The 26603-nt window shown below is 30.1% G+C and carries 21 protein-coding genes and 1 tRNA gene; 11 read left to right on the top strand and 11 right to left on the bottom strand.

The genetic code is table 11. The features are described 5' to 3' along the window. A partial coding sequence (gene ubiB / locus AABI72_RS01345; protein WP_338363676.1) for a 2-polyprenylphenol 6-hydroxylase occupies positions 1 to 1352 on the bottom strand: 1352 nt, incomplete at its 3' end. Positions 1353 to 1589: 237 nt separating this feature from the next. Between ubiB and AABI72_RS01350 the strand changes: the two genes are divergently transcribed. After that, positions 1590 to 3128, top strand: a complete 1539-nt coding sequence (locus AABI72_RS01350; protein ID WP_338363677.1) for a lysine--tRNA ligase — start codon at positions 1590 to 1592, stop codon at positions 3126 to 3128. 24 nt (positions 3129 to 3152) lie between these two features. On the opposite strand, the gene gltX is transcribed toward AABI72_RS01350, so the two are convergent. The 4 genes from gltX to AABI72_RS01370 all read right to left on the bottom strand — a co-directional run bounded on the left by gltX (position 3153) and on the right by AABI72_RS01370 (position 7070). Continuing rightward, positions 3153 to 4514, bottom strand: coding sequence for a glutamate--tRNA ligase (gltX, locus tag AABI72_RS01355; protein ID WP_338363679.1), 1362 nt, complete (start codon positions 4512 to 4514; stop codon positions 3153 to 3155). Between the two features lie 282 nt (positions 4515 to 4796). Beyond that, on the bottom strand, positions 4797 to 5648 hold the full coding sequence (locus AABI72_RS01360) for a hypothetical protein (RefSeq protein WP_338363681.1): 852 nt from the start codon (positions 5646 to 5648) through the stop codon (positions 4797 to 4799). An 87-nt stretch (positions 5649 to 5735) separates the two neighbouring features. After that, positions 5736 to 6509: an SDR family NAD(P)-dependent oxidoreductase gene (locus tag AABI72_RS01365; RefSeq protein WP_338363684.1), complete on the bottom strand. Its 774-nt coding sequence runs from the start codon at positions 6507 to 6509 to the stop codon at positions 5736 to 5738. After that, positions 6510 to 7070 (bottom strand): hypothetical protein, encoded by a 561-nt coding sequence (locus tag AABI72_RS01370; RefSeq protein ID WP_338363686.1) that lies wholly within the window; start codon positions 7068 to 7070, stop codon positions 6510 to 6512. Between the two features lie 139 nt (positions 7071 to 7209). On the opposite strand from AABI72_RS01370, the gene AABI72_RS01375 reads away from it, so the two are divergent. Next, positions 7210 to 9810, top strand: coding sequence for an ATP-dependent Clp protease ATP-binding subunit (locus tag AABI72_RS01375; protein WP_338363687.1), 2601 nt, complete (start codon positions 7210 to 7212; stop codon positions 9808 to 9810). Positions 9811 to 9898: 88 nt separating this feature from the next. Here AABI72_RS01375 and AABI72_RS01380 read toward each other — a convergent pair whose 3' ends face one another. Continuing rightward, a complete protein-coding gene (locus AABI72_RS01380) occupies positions 9899 to 11425 on the bottom strand; it encodes an Npt1/Npt2 family nucleotide transporter (protein WP_338363688.1) in 1527 nt (508 codons plus the stop codon). Between the two features lie 430 nt (positions 11426 to 11855). Here AABI72_RS01380 and AABI72_RS01385 point away from each other — a divergent pair, with 430 nt between their 5' ends. The 4 genes from AABI72_RS01385 (at position 11856) to AABI72_RS01400 (ending at position 19458) form a co-directional block, all read left to right on the top strand. Further along, on the top strand, positions 11856 to 13202 hold the full coding sequence (locus AABI72_RS01385) for a hypothetical protein (protein ID WP_338363689.1): 1347 nt from the start codon (positions 11856 to 11858) through the stop codon (positions 13200 to 13202). A gap of 157 nt (positions 13203 to 13359) precedes the next feature. Then, complete coding sequence (locus AABI72_RS01390) at positions 13360 to 17214, top strand: ankyrin repeat domain-containing protein (RefSeq protein WP_338363711.1); 3855 nt, start codon at positions 13360 to 13362, stop codon at positions 17212 to 17214. A gap of 76 nt (positions 17215 to 17290) precedes the next feature. Further along, positions 17291 to 18481, top strand: a complete 1191-nt coding sequence (locus AABI72_RS01395; RefSeq protein WP_338363690.1) for a pyridoxal phosphate-dependent aminotransferase — start codon at positions 17291 to 17293, stop codon at positions 18479 to 18481. 8 nt (positions 18482 to 18489) lie between these two features. Beyond that, positions 18490 to 19458 carry a substrate-binding domain-containing protein gene (locus AABI72_RS01400; RefSeq protein ID WP_338363691.1) on the top strand — a complete coding sequence of 323 codons (969 nt, stop codon included), beginning with the start codon at positions 18490 to 18492 and terminating at the stop codon, positions 19456 to 19458. A 2-nt stretch (positions 19459 to 19460) separates the two neighbouring features. Here the strand turns inward: AABI72_RS01400 and AABI72_RS01405 are convergent. Beyond that, positions 19461 to 19532 (bottom strand) — tRNA-Thr (locus AABI72_RS01405). 90 nt (positions 19533 to 19622) lie between these two features. On the opposite strand from AABI72_RS01405, the gene AABI72_RS01410 reads away from it, so the two are divergent. Continuing rightward, complete coding sequence (locus AABI72_RS01410) at positions 19623 to 20321, top strand: lysophospholipid acyltransferase family protein (RefSeq protein WP_338363693.1); 699 nt, start codon at positions 19623 to 19625, stop codon at positions 20319 to 20321. A gap of 4 nt (positions 20322 to 20325) precedes the next feature. On the opposite strand, the gene typA is transcribed toward AABI72_RS01410, so the two are convergent. From typA to AABI72_RS01430, 4 genes are all read right to left on the bottom strand, one after another. After that, the gene (typA, locus tag AABI72_RS01415; protein WP_338363695.1) at positions 20326 to 22176 is read right to left on the bottom strand and encodes a translational GTPase TypA; all 1851 of its coding nucleotides are present in this window, start codon (positions 22174 to 22176) and stop codon (positions 20326 to 20328) included. 67 nt (positions 22177 to 22243) lie between these two features. Further along, entirely contained in the window at positions 22244 to 22474 is a 231-nt protein-coding gene (locus AABI72_RS01420; protein WP_338363697.1) for a hypothetical protein, read from the bottom strand. A 145-nt stretch (positions 22475 to 22619) separates the two neighbouring features. Then, a complete protein-coding gene (locus AABI72_RS01425) occupies positions 22620 to 23150 on the bottom strand; it encodes a hypothetical protein (protein WP_338363699.1) in 531 nt (176 codons plus the stop codon). 75 nt (positions 23151 to 23225) lie between these two features. After that, positions 23226 to 23810: a hypothetical protein gene (locus AABI72_RS01430; protein ID WP_338363701.1), complete on the bottom strand. Its 585-nt coding sequence runs from the start codon at positions 23808 to 23810 to the stop codon at positions 23226 to 23228. A 279-nt stretch (positions 23811 to 24089) separates the two neighbouring features. Here AABI72_RS01430 and AABI72_RS01435 point away from each other — a divergent pair, with 279 nt between their 5' ends. The 4 genes from AABI72_RS01435 (at position 24090) to AABI72_RS01450 (ending at position 26453) form a co-directional block, all read left to right on the top strand. After that, the gene (locus tag AABI72_RS01435; protein ID WP_338363703.1) at positions 24090 to 24392 is read left to right on the top strand and encodes a DUF2282 domain-containing protein; all 303 of its coding nucleotides are present in this window, start codon (positions 24090 to 24092) and stop codon (positions 24390 to 24392) included. A 22-nt stretch (positions 24393 to 24414) separates the two neighbouring features. Continuing rightward, positions 24415 to 25239, top strand: a complete 825-nt coding sequence (locus AABI72_RS01440) for a DUF692 domain-containing protein (RefSeq protein WP_338363705.1) — start codon at positions 24415 to 24417, stop codon at positions 25237 to 25239. 9 nt (positions 25240 to 25248) lie between these two features. Beyond that, entirely contained in the window at positions 25249 to 25995 is a 747-nt protein-coding gene (locus AABI72_RS01445) for a DNA-binding domain-containing protein (protein WP_338363707.1), read from the top strand. Between the two features lie 116 nt (positions 25996 to 26111). Beyond that, complete coding sequence (locus AABI72_RS01450; protein ID WP_338363709.1) at positions 26112 to 26453, top strand: DoxX family protein; 342 nt, start codon at positions 26112 to 26114, stop codon at positions 26451 to 26453. The last annotated feature ends 150 nt before the right edge of the window (positions 26454 to 26603 follow it).

The raw sequence follows: 26603 nt of genomic DNA on the forward strand, positions 1-26603 counted from the left end.
TCTTGAGTGTGTTTTATAAGTAATTTGTTAGAATTGTCTATAATAGATGATATTTTTATTATATTATTTTTAATATCTGTTAATTTTAGCATAGTTTGTTTATGTGCTTTAAGATTTGTCTTTGCCCATTTTTTCATCCATGGCTCAGCTAAACTCCATAGGTTGCATTTAGGGTAAATCATACCACCAACACCTTCAATTAAAATTAGATTTTTTTGAAAAATTAGTAATTGTATTTGTGTTCTCATGTTAAATAATTCTGTGACCTTAAATAGTTGTATGAGCAGTTTTGATATTGATACTTCAGACATATTTTTACCTATAATTGATTCTCCTATAGAACCACAAGCAGTAGTAAATAGCTCTATTGATTCATTGCTTGGTATATAACCTGCTTCAAAGTGAATCCTAGCAACTTCTGAATAATTTTTACGCATAAATCCGCGTAATATTCTAGCAGTATACATCTTGGTTTTTTTATCCAAATAACCCATAACTCCAAAATCTATAAATGCTATACTGCAATCTGGCAAAACCATTATGTTTCCTGGGTGTAAGTCACCATGAAAAAAGCCATCTCTATAAACTTGATTAAAGAATGATATAGCTAAATTTGCAGATATTTTATCTTTACATAAATTCATGCTGTCTATTTTAGCTATGTTTGATATTGGTATTCCATCTATCCAGTCCATTGTGAAGATTTTTTTTGTTGTATACTGCCAATATACTTTTGGAATAATTGACTCTGGGTCATTCTTGGTATTTTTAAATAATCTTGATGCATTTGCAGCTTCCATACTTAAATCAATTTCTATTTTAAGATTTTTCTCAAAATCTTTGATAACCTCTAATGGTTTTAATCTTCTGATTTTTGGATAGAAAAATTTAATTAAATGCACAAACAATATTAAAAATTTGACATCTTTTCTTATTATTTTTGCTATATTTGGACGCAATATTTTAACAGCAACATTTTTATTGTTTTTTATTGTTGCTCTATGTATTTGGGCAATTGATGCAGTGGCAATAGGCTTATAGCAGAAATCTGAGAATAGATTTTCTGGTTTATCATTAAGCTCAGTTGTGATTATTTTATGTACTTCTTTCTCTGAAAAATTTTTTACAACATCTTTTAAGTTGTTTAGATTAGCAGCTGTTTTTATGCCAACTATATCAGGCCTTGCAGATAAAGATTGTCCAAGTTTTATAAATACTGGACCAATTTCTGCTAATGCTAAACTTAATCTCTCGCCAAATGATTTATTCCATATTTTTTTTGAATGAAATAATTGATATTTAATTATTTTGCTTAGTATAAGTAATGTTTTACTTATAAAATTTATAATCATACAAATTTTAGTTTAATCTTTTGCTGCAGGTAGGATACTTGATTTTTTATTGATTGTTAGCTATTTATTCATAAATTTTTATTTTAACATTGTTTAACTTTTGTATTGGTTATTGTTTGATGTTTGTTCAGTGGTATGGATAGGTCATTTTATATCTTTTATATCATTTACTCTGTAATTGACAATATGACACATTTTATTATAATTAACTATTCAAGAATAACTGTACCTTATGTTATGAGTATTTGGATAGTCAGAGAGGCTGAAAAGTTGCAAGATAATATACATAATGGTGTGTTAAATTTTGCAACTGGTTATGGCCCCAGTGGACTTCCACATATTGGAACTTTTGCTGAAGTGCAAAGAACTGTAATGGTAATGAAAGCATTTAAAGAGATGAATCCTTCCATTAAGAGTGTTTTATATGTATTTTCAGATGATATGGATGCATTACGAAAAGTTCCAAATAATGTTCCACAGCAAAAAATGTTAGAGAACTATATAGGTGTTTCTTTAACTTCTATTCCCGATCCATTTGGCACCAGTGAAAGCTATGGTTTGCATATGAATAAAAGGTTAAAAGGATTCTTAGACAAATTTGGTTTTGAGTATGATTTTAAAAGTGCAACTGAATGCTATAAATCTGGTGTTTATAATGTGGCATTAAGAAAAATTTTAGATAAATATGATGAGGTTGTTAATTTAGTATTGCCTTATATTGGTGCAGAGAGATCAAAAACATACAGTCCTTTTTTACCAATATCTCAAAAGACACAAAAAGTTCTACAAGTCCCTATTCATAAAATAGATAAAGTGAAAGGTGTTGTATATTATTATGATGAGATAACTGGTGAGGAAGTAGGAGCATCTGTAACTGATGGTGGATGTAAGTTGCAGTGGCGAGCTGATTGGGGTATGCGTTGGGATGTTTTTAACATTGGTTATGAAATGTATGGTAAAGACTTAGATTCTTCTGCCAAAATAGCAGCTAAAATATGTAATGTTATTAATCAAAAGCCACCATTATTTTTTAGATATGAGTTATTTCTTGATGAAAAAGGTGGTAAAATTTCAAAGTCTAAAGGAAATGGTCTTAGCATAGAAGAATGGTTGAATTATGCACCAATTGAGAGTCTAAAATTTTATTTATCAAATGATCCTAGCAGAGCAAGAAAGCTTTACTTTGATGCTATACCAAAATCTGTTGATGATTATCTGCATAATGCCTCTGTTTATAATGAAAATATGTCAGTTGCAAATTGTGTGAACAATCCAATTTGGTATATAAATAACAGTAGGTTGATTATTAGCAAATCAATTACATATAGCATGTTATTAAATTTAGTCAGTGCTTCTGGTGCTGATAACAGGGATGTGTTATGGGGCTTTATAAAAAATTATGATAATACCTTATCATTAGATAATAAATTTTTCAATGATTTGGTGGATTTTGCAATAAAATACTACCATGATTTCATTAAACCTAAAAAAAATTATTATAAACCAAGCATAGAAGAATGCAGTGCACTGTTGAGTATGGCCAATGATTTGCTTATTTTAGAAAAGGAAAATAAGGAGAATATTGATGCAAAGATATTACAAAACACAGTTTTGTTGACCAGCAAGAAACATGGTTATAATGACACAGGTGATTGGTTTTTATTGATATATAAAACATTATTTGGTCAAAACTATGGACCAAGGATTGGTAGTTTTATTAAGATATATGGTATTAATAATTTTGTTGCTTTGATACATGAGGCATGTAAGGACTAAATATATATTATGGCTGTGGATATTCTATTTTGTGCTTGGTGATGTTTTTAATATATTGCTGATACGCTGTAAACATTCTTTTTTTCCAAGTGCAATTGCTACTTCTATTATACTTGGTGATTGCATAGTGCCAGTTAATGCTATTCTTAATGATTGCATTCCATTTTTTTTTGATATGTTTAGATTTTTTAATTCATTTAATGTAAGTTTTATACCATTTTCTGTCCATTCTGACAAGTTTTTTAATAATTTATGCAATACTTGTGCTGCATTTGGATCAAAGAATTTTTGCATATCTTCAATGCTGGGTTTAATTTGATTGCTTAGATAAAACTTAGCATTTTGTAGTATATCATTCAAATTATCAGATCTTTCACGTAATCCTTGATTACCAAGCTCAATTCGTTTTATTGCTAAGCTTGGGAGACTACAGCCTGATTTTTGTATACAAAAATTATTGAGCTCTGTGATTAATGTTGTAATTTTCATAGATTTAATATATTCATGATTAATATTCATTAATTTTCTAATATCAAGTTTGACCGGCGATAGGTTAATTTTAGTGATATCAAAATTTTTTATTATATCATTCAATGATTGTGTTTTGCTGTCAGTAAATCCTAGACTTAATAAATATTTTTTTAATGGTTCTGCCAATATTCCCATACTTTGATAGCTTACTGTATCAATTGCCCCATGTCTTTTGGAAAGTTTTTCCCCATTTAGTGCATGTATTAATGGGATATGAGCAAATGCTGGAGGCTCTAAATTTAAAGCTTTGTATACCACAATTTGTGCAAATGTATTTGTAATATGATCATCACCTCTTATTATGTGTGTTATTTTCATATTGTGGTCATCAATTGGTGCACAAAATTGGTATATTGGCACACCATTAGCTCGTAAAATTATAAAATCATCAATCTCATTGGCATTAATTGAGATGTTGCCACGCTTTATATCATAAAATGAAATCAAACCCTCTGTAGGAGTCTTTATTCTTAATGCTTGATTTAACCCTGATCCTTTGCAATGATATCGATGTTTTTCATTATTACTATGATTATAATCATTTTGTTTTATTGGACATGAACACCAATATGCTAAATTCATCTGAAGAAGTTTTTCTGCCATTTGTTTGTGTAGCTTTTGGTTATTAGATTGGTATATTATTGAATTATTATAATCAATACCTAACCAATTTAATGTATTTAGAATTGATTTAATATATGAGTCATCTGATCTAGTATAATCTGTGTCTTCTATACGTAGTAAAAATTTACCACCAGTTTTTTTAGCAAATGCCCAGTTGATTAATGCTGTTCTTGCACCACCAATATGTAGAAATCCAGTTGGTGATGGTGCAAATCTTACTATTGTTGTCATTTTATTTGATGTACCTTTATATCAATTTTATTGATTAGTAATCACTTTATATTTTTATCTTTGTATTTTACTATAAATTTGTGATTTTATCTTCAAAATATTTTTATATAATTTTGAGCAGAATGGAGCAAAACTACAGCTTTTGATAAATTGTAGAATGGTGAGTGTATGCTGATTAGCTATATTGCACATAGTTAATCATACTACTGGTTATCTGCTGTTGTTAAAATTAAAATTGATATATATAATGATTGCAATAGTTATTTTGCTACCTTTCCGTATCTAAATGTCCCTGTGCTGATTGAATTTATCTTCTAATAACAACCTAATAATGCCCTGTGGTTTTTGTAAGACAGCTGCTATTTCAATATTGCTATATATATAATAATTCTCCATATAATTGTTAATATTTATATGCATTAAGTTATTACTGTGCTTTTTAGCTGTATGAATGATTTGTTGCAGCATGTCTTTCATAACTGCATAAGCTACAATAGTTTTTTTGCCATTATAATTAGGTCCTTTTATAAAAAAATCTCTCTCTTTATTTGATAAATATACCATAGGATTATTACATTGACATTGCTCTAACAATCTAGAGTCTTTATTGTAATAGATGTATGTGGGTATAATTAACATGCATTCATTTGATATATAATATTGTAATTTATCATTAAAAGTTGTAGATATTGCAGTAAAAGACTCTACTCCAAAACCATTAGTAAAATCTAATGTTTCTATTAAATTACTTTGACTTTCAATTGTGTCTCTTATTATTTGCTCTATTAAACAGTGTCCAGCTTTGCAAAGTTTTTTAAGGTATTTTTTTATAATTAAAAGAATTTCACTGTTGGTAAAAATATTTATTATGTTTTTTGGAATACATAAACTATCAGCTTTATATGATCTTATCTGACAGCTAAGATCTATGTTTTGCTGTGCATTAAGTTGTTTTTTATTTTTATAACATGTTATGAGATTATCAGGTAATATTAAATTGCCACTTGCTATGCCCATATGTTTATATAAAGCATTTTGTTTTATGTTGTTTTGAGTGCATTGAAATAGATTGTTGATTATTTTATCATTTATAAGAGCACTCACAGAGTTTTGGTGTATTGTATTTTCTAGCATAATTTATTATTTGTTCTAGATAGTCACGTATTTTACATTTGTATATACTGCAGTCAATAGCTGTGTGTTATTTGCATTTATTGTTTGTTATTTTCTCTTGTCTGTTCTTATGCTATTAAAAAACATATTTTTTAGCTTTTTTGGTAAAAGTGAGAATATTATTATTAGCAGATGCAATCGTTTTGGAAAAATTATATAAAGTAGCTGTTTATTTATGCCATGCACTATTATTCTACTAGCTTTTTTTGTGTCCATTAGAAATGGCATGTAGAAGTTATTAGCATCTGTTAATGGTGTTTTTATATATCCTGGGCAAACAATAGTTGTTTTTATGTTATGTTTCGCTAATAGCGTGGAAAGAGCTTCAGCATAAAATCTTACTGCCACTTTGCTTGCACAGTATGATGGACATTTTGGTATTGGTATAAATGATGCCATAGAGCTCATAACAACAATATGACCATTTTTCTTCTCTCTCATGTTATCTATTGCTGGTTGTATAGTGTTAATAACGCCATTTAAATTTGTTTGAAATATTTTTTCAATTTGATTTATTTTTTCTAAATTGCTAGTTATGCCAGCTGAAATGCCAGCATTTGCTATAATTATATCAATAGTATTTATTTTTCTTAATATTTGCTGTATTTCATCCATCATATCTTTTTTGTTGCAAACATCAATAGAATGTAGCGAAATTGAAATATTTTTTATACCTATGGCCTTACATTGCTTCATTGTATAATGCAAGTGTTTTATATTACGTCCAAAAAGAAAGATATTTTTGACATTTGTTTTTTTTGAATATTCAATTGCAAGAGATGCACCAATACCACTACTGGCACCAGTTATAAGGATATTCACTCAATGCCTATGATGTTTATGTTTATTAAATAGCAAGTCATCTTCCATATTTTGTGATGGTTGCTGTGGCATGCTTGGTGAAAGTCCTCCTAGCTCTGAATCATTTGCATGATGCATTGGAGATGTTTGTGTGGAAAATAAATCTGGGTTTTGGCTTGCTTGAGCATTTGGTGCATTGTCATCATTATTTGAGTCATCAATTGGTGTATCACTATTTTCTAGATTGAACAATTGTTCTCTTGCATAAATAAGATTTTTAAATATTTTTAGCGTGGAAAATGGACTGAGTTCTGGTCGTTCTAATATAGTTAATATTGCTGGTTTATCTAGCCCAATAAGCTCAAGTAGAGATGCAGCAGCATTTATATTTCCACATATAACATTAAACAACTCAAGTTTAAAAATTTGTAGTATAGCTGATCCAGGGGGTATGCGTTGTAATATATTAGGATCTTCAGTTCCAGAATTTTGTCTGCCAGATTGTTGTAGCTGTGAAACAGTAGCAGCCATAGAATTAGCACTTTGTGCAATATTCATACCAGCACTTGATGGTGGAGTCATGCTTCTATTAATAAAATTTATTATATTTTGATACATTATTATATATAATAGTTAATTACAAACTATTAATTGATACTTAAGATTGAAAATATATTTTTAATACATATATTATTTATGTAATTTTTTGAAGGTATTAATTATGGATTTAGATAGATTAAGTATTGATTCTAGAAAAGTTGTTAATGAAGCTTTTATGAAAGCAGTTAGTCTTGGTAATCCAAAAGTTACTGTAGTGCATTTGGTGCATGCATTGCTTACTAATGATAGTGGTGGTATTGTTTCTCATATTTTGCCACATAATAATATTTCTATTGAAAAGTTAACAAAGTTTATTGAAGATTTATTGAATAATTTTCCTTCTATTGAAGGATCTACAGCAGCCACACCATCTCCAGATCGTATTTTACTTGCTACATTGTCAAGAGCCGATGATTTATCTAAGAAGAATGGTGATAGTTTTGTTACAACTGATAGTTTGCTGCTTGCTGTTATTGCAATAAAAGATGTAGAGCTTGATAAATTGTTTAAATTATTTGGCATCACACAGAGTATAGTTGAATCTAATATCATTGATATGCGCAAGAATAATAAAGTCAACTCAGAAAAAGCAGAGAGTAGTTTTAATGCATTGAAGAAGTATACTATTGATTTTACTGCATTAGCAATTAAAGGTGAGTTAGACCCTGTAATTGGTCGTGATGATGAAATAAGAAGAGTAATTCAGGTTTTATTACGTAGAACGAAAAATAACCCAGTATTAATAGGTGAGCCAGGTGTAGGGAAGACTGCAGTTGTTGAAGGCTTGGCTAGAAGAATAGCTGCTAGAGATGTTCCAGAACATATGAGGAAATGCAGGATTTTGGGTTTGGATTTAGCTGCATTGGTTGCTGGTAGCAAATATCGCGGTGAGTTTGAAGAGAGAATGAAAGCTGTTGTACATGAAGTAGAAAATTCAGATGGGGAAGTTATTTTGTTTATAGATGAGCTACACATGTTGGTTGGTGCTGGCAATGTTTCGGGCACAATTGATGCATCAAATATGTTGAAGCCAGCATTAGCAAGAGGAAAATTACATTGTATTGGTGCTACAACTATTGATGAATATAAAAGGTTTATAGAAAAAGATGCTGCATTAGAAAGGAGATTTCAGCATATTTTAATTTCACAACCAAATGATAATGATACAATTTCAATATTGCGTGGACTTAAAGAAAAATATGAGCTGCATCATGGTGTAAAAATTTTAGATGCTGCTATAGTTGCTGCTGCTAGGTTATCAAATAGATATATAACAAATCGTTTTTTGCCCGATAAGGCAATTGATCTTATGGATGAAGCTGCAAGTAAAATTAGAGTAGAGATAGATAGTAAACCTGAGGCTATAGATGAACTGGAGCGTAAGATTATTCAGCTGAAAGTTGAATCTGCAGCACTTGAGAAGGAAGTTGACAAAGCTTCTGTTGAGAGGTTGGCTAGAATTGCAAATGAGTTAGCGAAAATGGAAAAAATATTTGTTGATTTAGAAGGGAAGTGGAGGGTAGAGAAAGACAAGATCAGTACTGCCCTATCTCTTAAAGAAAAAGTTGATCAGTATAAACAAGAGCTTGAAATTGCTCAACGTAACGGCGATCTAGCTAAAGCTGGTGAAATAAAGTATGGCACACTGCCAAAAATAGAGCAGAAGATAGTAGAATTAGAGAAGCAGTTAACTGATAAAGAGGGGTGTATATTACATAGAGTAGTAACTGCTAACGATATAGCAACAGTAGTATCAAAATGGAGTGGTATACCAATAGAGCATATTATGGATAGTGAGCGCTCTAAATTATTAAACATGGAGAAAGAGCTTGGTAAGATTATTGTTGGTCAAGAGTATGCCTTGTCTGCTATTAGCAATGCTATTCGTTGTGCTAGGGCTGACATACAAGATCCCAACAAGCCACTTGGATCGTTTATTTTTTTAGGCCCAACTGGTGTGGGTAAAACAGAGCTTGCAAAAGCATTAGCATTATTTCTGTTTAATAATTCAAATGCTATGACTAGGATTGATATGTCTGAATATATGGAAAAACACTCTGTTGCTAAATTTATTGGCGCTCCTCCTGGATATGTAGGGTATGAGCAAGGTGGAGTTTTAGCTGAAGCAGTGCGCAAATCTCCTTATCAAATAATACTTTTTGATGAAATTGAAAAAGCACACAGTGAAATTTTTAATATTTTGTTGCAAATTTTGGATGATGGAAGGCTTACAGATAGTCAAGGTCATCTTGTAGATTTTCGTAATACTATAATAATCATGACTTCTAATCTTGGTTCAGAGTTAATGTTTACTGCTAATGAGCTTAACAAAGAATTAAGAGAAGCTGTTATGTCTGTTGTTAAAAGTGTTTTTAGACCTGAATTTTTAAATCGTATTGATGAGATTATTATTTTTAATAAATTAACTAAAAATGATATTGTGAATGTAGTCAATATTCAATTAGAATTTTTACGAAATAATTTAAAAAATAAGAGTATAGAATTAGAAATATCTGAATCTGCACTGAAATGGTTGGCAGATGAAGGTTACAGCTCAACTTATGGTGCCAGACCATTGAAACGCATAATACAGAGACATATAGTTGATAAACTTGCTTTATTAATTTTATCTACAAGTTTTAATAAGAATGCTATTGTGTTTGTTGATAGAAGAAACAATGATAGTAGTTTAGATGTTAGAGTTCAGAATAGCAATAATTGAGATTATAAATTTTTAAATAATTTAATATTGTCTTTTTATTTTTAATTTTGCACAACAATATGATTTTTTATTGTTGTGCCATATGATTTTATTTAGTTGATTGTTCAGAAACTAGTTTTTTATATCTAGTATTTAATGCAAACACAGAAATTATCCAAAGAATTACTATAATAGATACTATTACTATAAAATAATTTGCCAAAACCATAGCGTCTTTGGCAGCTGTAATAAAGAATAAGATCATTACTGCCCATCCACCACCAGCTTTACCTAAGCGTCCACCAACAACATCAACTGCAGCTTTACCTTTAGTTTTTAATTCTTGATCAAGTGGTATATAGGCCATTTCTTTTGTTGGATCAAAAAAAGAGTACTTCGATCCTTTCGTGGCTATATTTTGCATGGCACCTACAATAACTGCTACATAGGTTGCAGTATAGCAAGCACCTAATATGCAAAGTTCTTTATTTGAATTGCTCTTAAGAAGCAAAAAGAATGCTGCACCACTTATAGCTAGTGCTAATGGTGTAATGATAGCTGCCGACAACCAGCCAAATTTTCTTATAGTGTTTTTTGTTAAAAATATGATGGCTATAGTTATAATGCCAGTGTATCTTGAAAACTGTCCCATAAAAGCATTGTATCCTCCAGGGTTACCTTTAAAGTTTAGGGAAAGTTGTTTTTTCCATAGTATTTCTACAAGATGTATGCTCATTCCATAACTAATCACCAGCATTGCTATTAGTCCTATATATGGAGAAGAAAATATGTATTTAAAGCTTTCTAATACACTTAGCTTTGGTTTTTTCTTTTTTGATGATTTTGCTGAAGAGTTGTCATAATATTTAGGATCAGTTAAAACATTGGTTTGCATCCAGCGATAAACAATCATGCACATGATGCCAATAATTATTACTATTGACATTAGTTTTTTTAATGTTGTGCCCCAGTATAGGTTAATGTTTTCAATATTACTATTAGCCGATAGTTTACTAACTATGGTTCCAGCTAGTATTAATGATAAATTGCCTATTAAGACAAATAAGGGATAAAAACGTTTTGCTTCATTGGTTTTTACAATCTCATTAGCAAATTGCCAGAACAGCAATGAAACACAAACACTGCCCCATAATTCAGAGAATATATAAAATAAAGAATAGGTCCATACTGCATAGACAGAGAATAGGAAGCGTAGACGCGGAAATGACTCTTGCAGATTATGGATTGTATTTATATTTGGATGCAGTGAGTTGACATTGGGATATAAAATAAATGCAAAGCAGGCAAAATATATAAGAAAGAAACTGACGAGTATATAAAATAATTTTTCAGCTGAGAATATGTTTGCTAGCTTTGCATACAGCACAACAAATAAGAATGCTGAAGATATAACAAATAAGCTTTTTAAATAAGACATAGCCTCTGGTCCTGCAGCAGGGGCGGTTGCTATTAAGGAATCTTTTGTGTTACGTGCTACTGTGTAAATAAACAAAATACAAAAAATTAAAAAACTCATTGGTAGAAATTTTTTTAATTCATATCTATGTATTGGCCATACAAGGCTTCTTAATTTACTGAACTCATTTATAGTTTCAGTGTTACTTTGTGTAGACATTTTCTATATTACCTATGTTTAAATTAAATCAAAATGCATTAGTTTTTTTAAAAGCAGTTATTTTAATGGTTAATTACATTTATATTTGACTTTTTAATCTTACTGTAAAGATGGTTTTGGTGTCAATATTTGTGGTTAATATATTAATTATTTAATAATTGTTTTATATAATATAGTACTATTATAATACAAAGCAGTATTTTAATAACAGGCTAGTAGTTATAAAATACTTGTGCTAGATCTTTATTAAGAGAGTAGTATTATTTGTAATAATATTTTAAAAAACTATAATTTTGTAGTTAACTAATGGTATTATTGGTTTATTTTAATTGGTGTTGTTTTAGTTGTAAATAGTGCTTATTATTGTAATAGTAAGATTATTATGTATTGCTAAATATCTAAATATAAAGCTATAAACTGTTAATGAAGTATGGTGCTTAATAATTTGTTTGGGACAGATGGCATAAGAGGCAAAGTAGGTGAATTTCCTATTATATATTCTTTTACTATTAAATTAGGAATCTCTTTGGCCATATTACTACAACGTAGATTATTATTAGGTGCACTGGCTATTGGTATGGATACCAGAACATCATCTAAGAGTCTTGCAAAATTTTTAGCATTGGGCGCCAATACTGCTGGTTTGGATGTTTATTTTTGTGGGGTTGTGCCTTCTATGGCTGTTGCCATTATTGCAAAAAATAATAATGATATATCAGTGGGATGTATGGTCTCAGCTTCTCATAATCAATTTTGTGATAATGGATTTAAATTTTTTGATAGCAATGGCATTAAATTCTCCAAAGACATGGAATTTGAATTTACCAAGATTGTCAGCAGTATTGATGATGATTTGATTAAATACAGTGTAGCTGGCATTTATTGTGGGTCTAAATTTGTATCATTATACTATAATTTTATTGATTCACTAGCTGCCAGTATTATAAAAAACCCTAAACTAAAGATTGTGTTTGATTGTGCAAATGGATCATTGTCATTTTGCACATATAGTTTATTTTTGAACAAGATTTTTGATTTAGTATGCATTAATAACTTACCAAATGGATGTAATATAAATTTAGATTGTGGCTCTGAATTTCCATTATCCCTGTCACAAAAAGTTGTTGAACATTGTGCAGATTTGGGTTTTGCATTTGATGGTGATGGTGATAGACTGGTGGTCTGTGATGAATTTGGTAAAGTTATTGATTTTAATTATGTTATGGCCTTGTTAATTCTTTTTAATAAAGAAAAGTATAGTGATAATAATGGTTTTGTATCAACAAATATGGTTAATAATGCACTTTTATTATTTGCAAAAAAAAATGATATTCCATTTTTTCTTTCAGATGTTGGTGATAGTAATGTTTCTAGCTTGATGCATAAAAAAAAATGTAGATTAGGTGGTGAGTCATCTGGACATTTCATTTTTAATGAGTTTTGCATAGCTAGCGATTCATTAGTGTCTGCAATAAAAATTATAGAGGCATTGCAGTTTTTTAATTTACAACCATCAGAAATGCAGAAATTTTTCACACTTAATCCTCAGAAGATTTATAATTATTATTATAGTAATTATGCAGCTATTAGTGGTTTATTAGAATCCAATATATTTAAAGAATTTGTTGGCAATATGCTTGATACTAAGATTTTTATACGATTTTCAGGAACAGAAAAATGCTTACGAATTGTTGTTAGTGCAATGGATATTGATGATGTTGATAGTGCACTAAAAGATATTATCAACTTTATTGACTCAAACTTTGAGTATAGCTAATATTTAATACTTTTGCAATCTATAATTTATAAATAATCATATTTTATGACAATTTATGTTGCTGTGTTTGTTATTTATTTGTAATATATAATAACAAAATAATTTTAATATTTTTAAGTTGCATATAAGTATAACAAACAGTGAATTTGCATACCTTTTGTGCAATAAGCATTTTTTTTTGGTCAAGCTTATTTTAATTTTGAATCCAGAATATGTTCATATGGTGTTTTATGATGTTGTTGGAAAATGTAGATATACACCATTATCTTGGTGTTGCAAAGAAGGCAATGTTCAAATGGTTAGCTTGCTTATTAATGCTGGCGCCAAACCAATAAAGAAAAATAAAGATAATATGGACAGGTTGAATGCATTGGAGTGTGCTGCTAATAATGATAATGTTGAGATGCTTAGTGCAATTATAAATCATAGGGATTTTGCAGATGATTATAAGTTAAGGATAAGTTGTTTAGATTTTATTTTGAATCACTGTGTAAATTGTACTCCTGAAGTTATTTTTGATAAGTTAATAACTATTTTTACAGGGGCTAGTGATGAATTTTACTTAGAATTTGCCAGTTTGTTGCAATCAATTGATTTCTTGAAGTTTATTTTTTTAAAAATTACCAATAAAGAGCATCTTGAAAAATTGTCTATTTATATAAACTGTATAGTAGCAAACATGTCAAATGATTTAAAGATTGGCTTGCTCAATGAGGCTGTGGATAATATGCCATATATGTTTTTTTGCTCTTTGCAGAAAAGTGTAGCTAATGCTTCATATAAGTTATTAACTGCAAAAATTTTAAAAGACAGAGTTGAACTTTCAAGGTTTGAAAAGCTTAGACACATTTTAGAAGAAGACAGCTCTTTTATTGATGATGATGTGTTATATGAAATTTTAACCAGTATTGATCCAGGCTTAGTGTCAGCTGTAATGTATTTTTTTGTAGATTTTTTGACTAGATCTAATGGTTTAAGTGCAAAGTGTAGGAATTATATATTAAAGAATAGCAATGTTAATGTTTTGCATTTTTTCTTAAGTAATTATAAAGATGTTGTTTTAGGTGATTTTTCTGCTCATGATTTAATAGCTCTTTTCATTGAGAATGATGTGATTAGCTTATCAGATAAAATTAATCTTTTTTTAGATATGGATATTTGTTCTATTTTTGATTTTAATCAGTGTACTGGATACGACTCACATTTTTTAATGATGAAGATTTTCAAAGATGCTTCTTGCAGAGGTGTGGCAACAAATAGTGATTTAAAATTAGCTAAACGTGTTATTGAATCAGTAGTAAGTGAAAAATCTGGCTATAGGTGGGATGATAGTTTATTTAAAGGTCTAACATTGGATGCTACAGTGGATTTTTATAAGATTGTTTTGTTGGAATATTCAGCAGATGATCTTGATATGTTTTATAAATTATTATCTTTGCTTATGAATGATTGCTATATCATAGATTTTGAAAGTAAATTGTATGAATTGCTTTCTAGATACTGGGGTACAATATGTAGTTCTGAAGAGAATAAAGATAATTTCATTAGTTTTTTATGTAAAAAAATGCCTATAGAAATAAGTAATGGTAGTGCTAGTATGTCAGTTTTGTATGGACTGATAGGCTGGTTGTCTAATGCTAAAGAAGCAGGGCATAATTTCACTAAATTGCATCATGTAATTGCTAGTAGATTGGACAATTTAGGAATTCATTGTTTTGTTGATTTCCTCTGTTCTTCTGATTACTGCTCTATTTTAAAAAGTTTGCTTTCTGAGCACGCATTTAAGCAGATAGTTTCATTTTTTCCTATAATACAAGAGATGGATGTTGATAACGCCGTCTCTGATTGTTGGGATGTTGTTAACTGGGATTATTTAAGCAATGTTATAGAATTTGCAGATTGCACTGAGGGTGACGTTTATAGATTTTTAAGTCAACTGTTTGCTTCAAGTAGCATTTCTATGTTAGAAGCATTTCTATATACATTTAATTTTAATAAACTAGATTCTTTGGTTAATGTTCGTATAAGACATATAGCCTATATGGCCATAGATGAATGGTATAAAAAGTTAGATAGTAGTAGTAGTAGTGATCTATGGCAAAATATCAGATTTATATGTGGTGATAGTATTGAAAAATTGAGAATGTTTTCTAGTTATTTAGGATGCAGTGATACTTCTGTAGAAAAAGTTGATATGCATAGTATTTTATACATGGCTTTATTTCCATATAATCATGAATCTATTTTAAGTGCTCTGTCTAGCGTAGAAAGTGCTAAGCATAGTGATCATTTTTTAGACTATGCAGATAGTTGGTTTAAGAATCATGTAGAGAGTTTTAGTAAATCTGAGGTTGATTCTTTATTTGATTTGGTGTCAAAGTTTTGTCAATCTGTTGATAGTAGCATATTTTATTGCTGGATTGCGAGACTATCAGATGAAGAGTTGTTAAAATCAAATACTCCACTAACTATGCTTAGTGTTTTATCTCGCAGTAATGATAGGAGTGGATTTTCTGATGCAGTTAAAAAATATCTTGTTGGTGTTTTTGCTAAAAATCCTAAAATTGCATTAAAAGTTTTACATGATTGTTTATATTTTGGAATAAGTACTGCTATTGATTCTGAATTATTTGATAAATTTTTATCTACACCTAATCTTAGTAGTTTGTTGTTACAAGATTTTAGTTTAGAGATAAAAAATAGGTTAGATAAGCAGTATATAGATAATTATTTTAAAAAAATAATCAACTGTTGTAATAATAATGAAACATTAATGCAATTACTAGTTAAGTGTAACAACATTTGCAAAACATCTAACATTGAAGTATATCAAGAAGTATGTAAACACTTGGTACAACTATGTTTTGATAGAAGAAATATATCTCTTTTAGCACATATTATGCTTTACTCGGAAGATTGCAATGCTCTTGTTTGCAATGTAATAAATTCAGACTCTCATTGGAGTCATTTTGGCCACTGCTTAAGGTATGAGATGTTTGATATAAATAACTATATAAACTATTTAGATGTAAAAGATTTGCAACAACAATCTCCACTAACAAAGATTTTATTGACAGAAAGACCTAGTATTCAAAGCGTTCTACCATCTATTTCTTTATATAGTCCATCGGCCAAAGTATCAAAATATAGAGTTCAAGTTCCTAGTGCACATTGTGGTATTGTATCTTTATCAACTTTATTAATGTTGGCCATCAAAGAGAATAAGAGGATTGAGTTTAATGGTATTAACTCTGATATGATATCAGTTAATTTTCCAGATTATAGACAGTCATTCACTGTTTCACAAAAAACTGTTCGATCTGTTTGTTCTCTTTCTGATAGTAGTGGTAGAAGGTTATTAGATAATGTTGTTTACCATGCTTCATTAGACAGACTAGTAAGTTTGATTGTAGGTTTTGGCAGTGGATTGCATGAAGTACTGAAAGATAATGCTTTAATGCTTAATAAAATGAATGGCTTTATAGACTCTGTTCATTTTAAAGTGCTAGAGCAGGGTGGTGTGAAATCTTTATGTGATTTTTTACACTGTATTACTTCTCATAGAATAGCAGATACTAAATCAAAAGCAATTGAACCAGATATTAAATCTAAAAATAGCAAAGGTGATGAGTTGATGTCAGTTTTATATAAAGGATTTAAAAAATCTAATTATGGCAAGCAAGAAAAAAGTTATTATGCTGCCATGAAAAATGTGTGTTTTTTTTATGAATTAGATGAGATATGGAGATTAAATTTAAGTTTTTTTGCTCGCTTGCATATAGCATGTTGTTTTTTCTATCCATTATCTATTCTTAAGTCATTTACTATTTTTGTTGCTGAGAATTTACGTTTGCGTGCTCCTGTAAAAAAAGATGATTTAAAGCAACAATCTGTAGAGAAGGAGATTGATAGTAGCAATGTCATTGCCACAGAGGAGAGGGCAAACCATCAAAATGACATACCTGAATTAACAGTCAGTATGCCAATTGCTAATAAAGATTTATCTGTATAACTATATTCATCTTGTTGTCATGTGCTTATTTATATATAATACTCTACTGTGGTTTTATTAGTTGAGTTGTGTTATTATGCGTGCTAAAATTTTAGAAAATGTTTCCATATCAAATACTATTGCTATTAGTGACTTGGCAAAAAAATTACGTGCAGATGGTAAGGATGTTATTTCTTTAAGCATGGGTGAGCCAGATTTTGATACTCCAGATATTGTGAAAAGAGCTGCTATTAAGGCTATTAAAGATGGACATACAAATTATACTGCACTGCCTGGCATTATAGAATTACGTGAGATGATAGTAGAAAAATTTTTGCATGATAATTCACTGAGCTTTAATACATCTGAAATAATGATCACCAATGGTGCAAAACAGTCTATATTTAATGCTTTGCTTGCTACGCTAAATAATGGTGATAATGTTTTAGTACCTGCTCCATATTGGGTATCCTATCCAGATATGGTTTCATTAGCTGGTGCAACCCCAAGAATATGCAAAACCAATCATGATAACATTCTTGAACCAGAAGAACTTGAAAAAAATATAGATAACAATACTAAATGGTTAATACTTAACTCTCCATCAAATCCAAGTGGTGCTGTATATTCTATGGATGACTTACGTAAACTAGCTAAAGTGTTGAATAAATATCCACATGTGCACATTATCTCTGATGATGTTTATGAGAAAATTATTTATGATAAATTACCTTTTTACAACATAATTAATGCTGCACCAGAGTTGAAAAGTAGAACAATAGTGATTAATGCTGTTTCTAAAAGTTATGCAATGACTGGCTGGAGGATTGGCTATGCAGCTGGGCCAGAATGTTTGATAAAAGATATGCTTATTGTACAATCACAATCAACCTCATGTGCTTCATCTATTTCACAGTATGCTGCAGTTGAGGCACTTAGATCATGTAGTGATTTTATAGATAAAAATATACATATTTTTCAAGACAGGAGAGATATGCTGTTGCATGAGCTTAGCAGTATTAATGGTATTAGTTTCTCTAAACCACAGGGTGCATTTTATCTTTTGCTTTCATGTAACAATATAATTGCAAGAGCAGTGCAAAAAGGTATGGATTGTATAAAAAATGATGTTGATCTTGCATCATTTGTATTAAAGAATGCTCTGGTTGCTGTGGTACCAGGTAGTGATTTTGGCATGCCAGGAACATTGCGTATTTCTTATGCATCTTCTAAGGAAGTTTTATTTAAAGCTGTTAAGCGTATGAGCAGTGTTTTTAATAGTATATAGGGAAGATCATGAATTATATTTCATTGTTGTTAGCTTTATTTTTACTTCCTTTGACTACATTTGCTGAGCCTGATAAACCAATTAACATAATCAGCTCTACTACTGTTTTTCCTTTGACTACTGTGTTCTCAGAATATTTTGGGCAACTTACTAGATTTCGCTCCCCAGTTGTTGAGTCTTATGCTACAGGACATGGTTTTAACTTGTTTTGTTCTAAAGGTAATAATCCAGAATATGATATGATAGTAGTACCACGAGAAATGCGTAGTGCTGAAATAGTTAGATGTGCTCAAAATGGTATTGGTAATATTGATAGCTTTGTTCTTGGTATTGATGCAATTGTGTTAGTGAGAAACAAAAGTGCCACACCATTAAACTTATCTTATACGCATATATATAAAGCACTTGTATCTCATGGTATTAAGGATTCTATTTTAGTAAAAAATCCATACAACAGGTGGTCTCAGATTGATAGTTCATTGCCAGATATTGATATACAAATTTATGGTCCAACGGCAGGAAGTGGCACAAGGCAAGCTTTAATAGATTTTATTATCAAGCCATCATGTATGGGTGATGCAGAATTTAGAAATTTCTATACAGATTATGTTGAGGCAGATAAGAAATGCTCATTAATAAGAACTGATGGAAGGTTTATTGAATATGATGATAGTGTTGGTATTGCACTGCAAAAAATAAAAAATGAATCAAGTGTCCTGGCAATTATGGGATATAATACATTTATGAATAATGACAACTATTTACAAGCAGTAAGCATTGAAAGTGTTGCACCAAATGCAGAGAGTATTCAAAAAGGATCTTATACAGCTTTGAGGTTTGTTTTTGTCTACTACAGGAAGGATTTGTTGTCAAAAACAATGGGGTTGAAAGAATTAGTGAAAGAGTTACAGAGTGATAATGCAATAAATGATGGTGGCTATCTGAAAAAAAATGGGTTAGTGAAAGCTAATAAATAGTATGCCATCAGAAGGAATTGGACCTTCGACCCCTTCATTACCAATGAAGTGCTCTACCACTGAGCTATGATGGCATTTTAAATTATATTAGCATACTGCATGGTTTTTGTTAAGTGATATTTGGTTAATTTATGTATTATGTGCGTTGTATCTTATTTTTTTGTATGTTGTCTATTATAGCTAGCCTTACTTGCATTATCGGTATTGTTGAATATTTATTTTGTGGTAAACATAATACAGTTTTCTTCTTTAGTAGAATAGCATTATTTTTACTGAATATACTTTGTGGTATAAGCTATAAGATTACTGGTAAGCTACCAAGCAATGATAGTAATGGTTATGTTATAGCTGCAAAACATCAGTCAATGCTTGAAGTTATTATATTTATGGCTGTCTTTCATACTGTAAATTTTGTTGTTAAAAAAGAGTTTTTGAGAATACCAATTTTATCCACTTACTGGAAAATGCTTGGTGTTACATGCATTGATCGTAATAACTATAAACAATCAATAAAAGCCATAAAAAATATGACCAACAGAACTGATGGATTATCTGATGATACATTGATAATATTTCCTGAGGGAACAAGAAAGAGCATAGGTGCAAAACCTGATTACAAGCAAGGAGTTTATTTGCTGTATTCAATTGTCAAAAAGCCAGTGGTTCCAATAGCACTAAATACAGGTGTTTATTGGATGAGAAATAATAAAATATCAAAGCCTGGTGTGGTCTGCATTGATATACTCAAGCCAATAGAAATTGGTTTATCAAAGGATGATTTTATGAAACAGCTACAAGATAGAATTGAGACAAGAACAGATGAACTGGTTGCAGCACAGATTGCAACCAGTGAAAAAGATTAGTTTTTTAATAATCTTTTTTACTACTTCTGCTCATTCTTTTTCTTTCATTTGGGTCTAGATATTTTTTTCGCATTCTAAGTCCTTTTGGAGTAACTTCTACTAGCTCATCATCTTCAATAAATGAAATCATTTCTTCTAATGAAAAAAGCACTGGTGGAGATAGTTTTATCATCTCATCTGTGCCTGATGCTCTCATGTTTGTAAGTTGTTTGCCTTTTATGGGATTTACTTCTAAGTCACTGTCTCTGCTGTGTATGCCAACTACCATGCCTTGATAAACAACATCTTGAGGTCTGACAAACAATTTGCCTCTTTCCTGTATATTGTTAAGTGAATATGCTGTTACTGCACCTTTTTCTGTTGAGATCAATGCACCTTTTCTTTTATATCCCATTGAGCCTTTATGTGCTTTATATCCATGAAATATTTTATTTATTACACCAGTTCCCCTTGTATCTGTAAGAAATTCACTATGATAGCCTATTAGGCAACGCGATGGTATTATAAATGATAGTCTTGTTTTATTTTGACTTGTAGTCTTCATGTCTAGCATTATGCCTTTTCTGCTGTTCATTTTTTCTATTACAGATCCACTAAATTCTTCATCTACATCAATTATAACTTCTTCTACTGGTTCTAATATTTGATTGGTTGTTTCATCTTTTTTGAATAATACTTTTGGACGCGATATTGATAGCTCATAACCTTCACGACGCATTGTTTCTATTAAGACACCTAGTTGCAATTCACCACGTCCACTGACTTTAAATGCCTCTTTATCATCTAGTTCTTCTATTTTTATTGCAACATTTGTCTCAGCTTCTTTGATTAACCTATCTTTTATGGCTCTTGATGTAAGCTTGTCGCCTTCTTGTCCTGCTAATGGTGAATCATTGACCGCAATTGTTATAGACATTGTGGGTGGATCAATTGGTTTTGTTTCCAATGGAGTGGTAATTTTTATATCTGCTATAGTATCAGACACAGAGGCTTTTTCCATACCAGAAACTGCAATAATATCACCAGCAACCGCTTTTTCTGTTGGAACTTTTTTAATTCCTTCAAAACGAAAAAGCTTAGTTAACCTTCCTTGTTCTATTGTTTCTCCATTAAGATTTATGGCTTTTATAGATGTATTTACTGCAATTGTTCCTTGATATATTTTTCCAATCAGCATTTTACCCATAAATTGATCTGAATCTAGCATTGTAACTAGCATTTTAAATGGGGCATTGTAATCATATTTTGGGTGTTTAATGGTTTTAATTATGGTGTTAAATAGTGGCTTTAGATTATCTCTGGGATCTTTTTCAAGGCTGCATACACACCATCCATTTCTTCCAGATGCATAAAGCACTGGACAATTTAGCTGATCATCAGTGGCATCCAGTGTTATAAGTAGCTCAATTATTTCATCTACTACTTCATTTGCTCTTGCATCTTGTTTATCAATTTTATTAACCACAACAATTGGCTTTAGGTTGGCTTTTAATGCTTTAGATAATACAAATTTTGTTTGTGGCATCACACCTTCTGCACTGTCAACTAAGAGCAATACGCCATTGCTCATGCTTAAAACTCTTTCTACTTCTCCGCCAAAATCAGCATGTCCAGGAGTGTCTATAATATTTAAGCGTACTTCTTGCTCATTTTCATCATGAACAGTTATTGCAGTGCATTTGGATAATATTGTTATCCCTCTTTCTTTTTCTAAATCATTACTATCCATTAGTCTTTCAGTCATTGTCTGGTTATTGCGAAATACACCACTTTGTTTAAACATGGAGTCAATTAGTGTCGTTTTGCCATGATCAACATGTGCTATAATTGCTATATTGCGTATATCATTTGTCATTGGTTAATGTCAATTTGGTTAAAGTCATTAATTGAATTATACACCAAAACCATGTCAGTATACAGCCTTATTCATCTTCCCAAAAGCTGAATATGCTAATAGCCAGTGTAGTAAGATAAATTGCAAAGACATATAGTTTTTGATTTGCAGGTGTTGTAAATGCTGGTGAGGCAATGTGCATCTTGGGTGCAAAATGGCAAAATATATAATATAAGGAAAATGCTATATTTAAACTAAACATTCCTCTTGGTTTGGCTATTGTGAGAAGTAGCACAAAAAGTGCTAATGTTATGTGCATAATTTTGTTATTATAAATTTTATGTAGTTTAATAAAATAATTTTATTTTTAAAGCTGTTTTATTAAGTTTAGTGAGTTTAATGATAGCTATTTTGTGTTGAATGGAGATATAGAGCATAACTAAGTGTTTAGTTATGCTATAAGCTTATAATACCATGATATGTAGTATATGTATTGCATCTGTGTACCCATCATCAAAAGCAACAAATGTTACATTAGAGCAATCAGCATCAAAGTTTCCTTTAACACATATGTCATCAAAACTAGGAGCAGAAGTTAGATAACAAGCATTATTTTTAATATTCATTTTAAAGCAAACATCTTCCTCGGAACTGCTATTGTAACCTATAGTTACCGTATCATTTTTTCCTGGAGTTTGTAAATTATATAGTGCATTATGAATGCTGTCATTGTTTTCAATATTATGGCTATCTACATCAAAAATAGATTGCACATTATTTTCAATGTAAGATATTTTAAATTCACCATTAGTGTCTGTAACATGTATAATAATTGGGTCATTGTTACTGTCAATTTTTTTGGTGTCTAACAGCATATACCACAGACCATTTTTTATTTCTGCATTTTGACTGTTACTATCATTTTCATCAGTATTTAAATTTTCTTTATCATTGGAGCTGTAGAACAGGTTGAGAAAGTTTTGTATAAACTGCATAAGGTTATTAAGTTTGTTTAAGCTAGGTTTTAATTACTACATATTACAGTGTATTGCAACTATTTTTATATTAATTTAAAGAAATATGCGTGCCATGTGCATAAAATGTTTGTCATCTTCAGCAACAATGAAAAAAAATGGATTTCCCTCCTCGGCTTCTATTACAGCACTGCAGCTTAAACTAATACCATCATCTCCTGGTGTATGAATAATTTCTGCTGTGCCATTTGTTAGTTTGAGAGTAAATTGTGGACTGTGATCTGCACTGCAATAGTTGAGTGTTACAATATCATCTTTATATAAACCCCTAGAATAGGTTATAGCATCATGTACAGCTTGGTTTTTAAGCATATTATTTTCACTGACATCCATAGAAATACTCTTATTGTCATTTGTACTATCTTTATATGATACATAAAATAGCCCATCATGGTCAGTATAGTGTTCTATAAGTGGATTGCCATAAGTGTTAATTTTATCTGGATTAATTACCATATAGTCAATGCTATGTTCATCTGTTAAATCAACTGCAATGCTTTTTGCACCAAGACCACTTGATACATAAATAATATCATCAGCATCATTGTTTTCAGCAAGCTTAATTGATTCATCAACTGGTTTAATTTTATTACTTTTAAAAATATTTTTTATAAAATTCACAATTTTATCCTGCTAATATTAGTTTAATTAGCAATCAGAAAAACATTAAAATTATTTTTTGTCAATTTATTTTGTAGCATTGCTGAGAAATAAATGAAACAATAAAATTTTTTATTAAAAATTTTAATGAGATAGCAGGAATTGTGTTTTATTTTGAAATTAATTATTAAGATTTAATAAAATGTTGATATAAACTTTTGATTTATAAAAATGATGTTTGACAACCTTAGATATATTTAATATAGGTAAAATTATGTATTTGATAATGGTGGGTTGTATATGAATAAAAAACATGTATTTTCAGTACTTTTAGCCACTTGCATGATGTGTAGCTCCGCTAATGCTAGATGGCATAAAAAAGCAATGGAAAAGTGTAAAGTTGTGGATAAAGATGGCAAAGGTTTAATAAGAGCACATAAGTCAGATTGTGCTGGTGGTAAAAATTCGTGTGCTGGATCTAACAAAGCTGGAGATCCTGATGCATGGATATTTGTACCAAAAGGTTTATGTGAAAAGATTAATAATTCTGAATGGAAGCATGTCCCAAAATCAGTTATCAAAAAATTAGATGTTAATAAATAACAAAAATAACAAGAGTAATTTAGTGGGCATTGGATTAAAAAGAGAGCACTATGAAGAAGTTGCTATTTTAAGTGAAAAAGTTGATTTTTTAGAAGTGCATGCAGAAAATTTTATGGTGTCTGGTGGTAAGTTATTAGATTTTTTATTAAAAGTAAGAAGTGTAATTGATATAAGTTTGCATTGTGTTGCAATATCACTTGGCAGTGCTTTTGGGATTGATGTGGAATATTTGCATAATTTGAAAAATTTGATCAATGTACTTAATCCATTTTTGGTTTCCGATCATCTTTCATGGAGTAAAACAAATCAGCACTATTTACCAGATTTGATTCCAGTGCCTTATAATAAAGAATCTCTTGATTTATTTTGTAGAAATGTTGATTATGTGCAGAATTTTTTAAATATAGACATATTAATTGAAAATCCATCATCTTACTTACAATATAAAAGTTCTAATTACAGTGAGTCTTTTTTCTTAAATAAAATTGCAAATAAGACTGGCGCAGGTATTTTATTGGACATAAATAATTTATTTGTTTCATGTTTTAACCATGGTTGGGATATTAATTGTTATTTACAAGAATTAGATTTTAAATATATCAAACAAATCCATCTTGCTGGACATAGTAATGTTAAATTACCCTCAGGTAATATTTTAAAAATTGATACACATAATGCAGCAATTTCTGGTGAAGTTTGGAATATATATGATAAGTTTTTAGCTTTATCTAATGAATTATGCCCACCAACATTGATAGAATGGGATGCTAATGTACCATCAGTGGAGATTTTGCTTAAAGAAGCACAGAAGGTGCATGAACATGTTGCACTACAGATATGTAAATAAGCTATGATATTGCAGGATATTTTTCAAGATTATATGGTAAATGGTAATGCTGCAAATTTACTAAGGTTTGTTGCTGATAATATAGGGGAAGAGTGTCTGAAGGTGTATCGTAATAATATTTTTGAGGTTTTGCGTAGTTCTTTAGAGGTTGTTTTTCCAAAAATATGGTTATTTCTTGGTACTGATTGTGCAAATAGTGTTGCTTATGCATTTATAAAAAAGAATTTACCAACTAATGCTTGTTTAGAAGAATGGGGTGGTAATTTTCCTAGTTTTCTTAAATGTTTTAAACCTTTACAGCATATTCAATATTTATCTGACATTGCTAGTCTTGAGTGGTTAATGCAATGTAGTTATATTGCTAAAGATCAAGATGATATTAAATTAGATTATTTTCTTACTCTTTCATACAAGAACCCACTTAAGCTTTCTTTTCAAATGATGGATAGCATGTTTTTATATAGATCCTCACATCCTATTTCAAAACTTTGGGAATTAAGCATTACATCTGACATAGAAAATCTGAATATTGGATCAGAAGAGTGTTTTGCATTGGTTTTTAGAGTTGATGGTAAGGTTTGGGTTCATTGGTTAGATTATGCAATGTGGAGATTTTTAGATGCATTAAATTGTGGTAATAGCATAGATGCATGCTGTGATTTTATAAGTGATTTTAATGACTTTAACTTAATAAAGGTACTGGAGTTTATATTTAATAACAAGTTGTTAGCAAAGATAAACTACATAACAGATTAGGTTGTTGGGTAATAATATATAGTTGCATGGTTATTTTTATTAAATTTTTTAATAAATTATTGTTTTTATTAGAAATAGTTGCATTGTCTGTATTTGCATTTTTCGTGCATTGTTGGATGGGAATTATTTATTTTCGCTCTGCTTTTGTAAAATTAAACAATTGGGAAAATACAGTAATGCTATTTGAGTATGAATACAAAACCCTATTATTAAGTCCTGCTGTTGCTGCATTTTTATCAACATCTGTTGAATTGATTTGTCCAATTTTGTTGTTTATTGGTTTGTTTACTAGGCTTGCTGTGTTGCCAATGTTGGTTGTTGTGCTTGTTATTCAGTACACTTATCTTGATTTAAAAGAGCATTACTATTGGGTGATATTGCTATCTTTTTTGTTGTGTTATGGTAGTGGTTATTTTTCCTGTGATAGAATTATAAGAAATTGTTTTATTATAAAATAAGCAAAATATTTAAATATAGCTGATTTAAAATTTAATTTATGTTACTGTATTGTAAAATAATAACTATACTCAATTATGAAGCTCTGTAAGGAAAGTATTGATGCAATACTAACTGCTGGTAAAAAAATATGTCATGGCTATACTGCTATT

Origin of the sequence: Candidatus Xenohaliotis californiensis (assembly GCF_963930935.1) — a bacterium.
GTDB lineage: Bacteria > Pseudomonadota > Alphaproteobacteria > Rickettsiales > CAWVOK01 > Xenohaliotis > Xenohaliotis californiensis.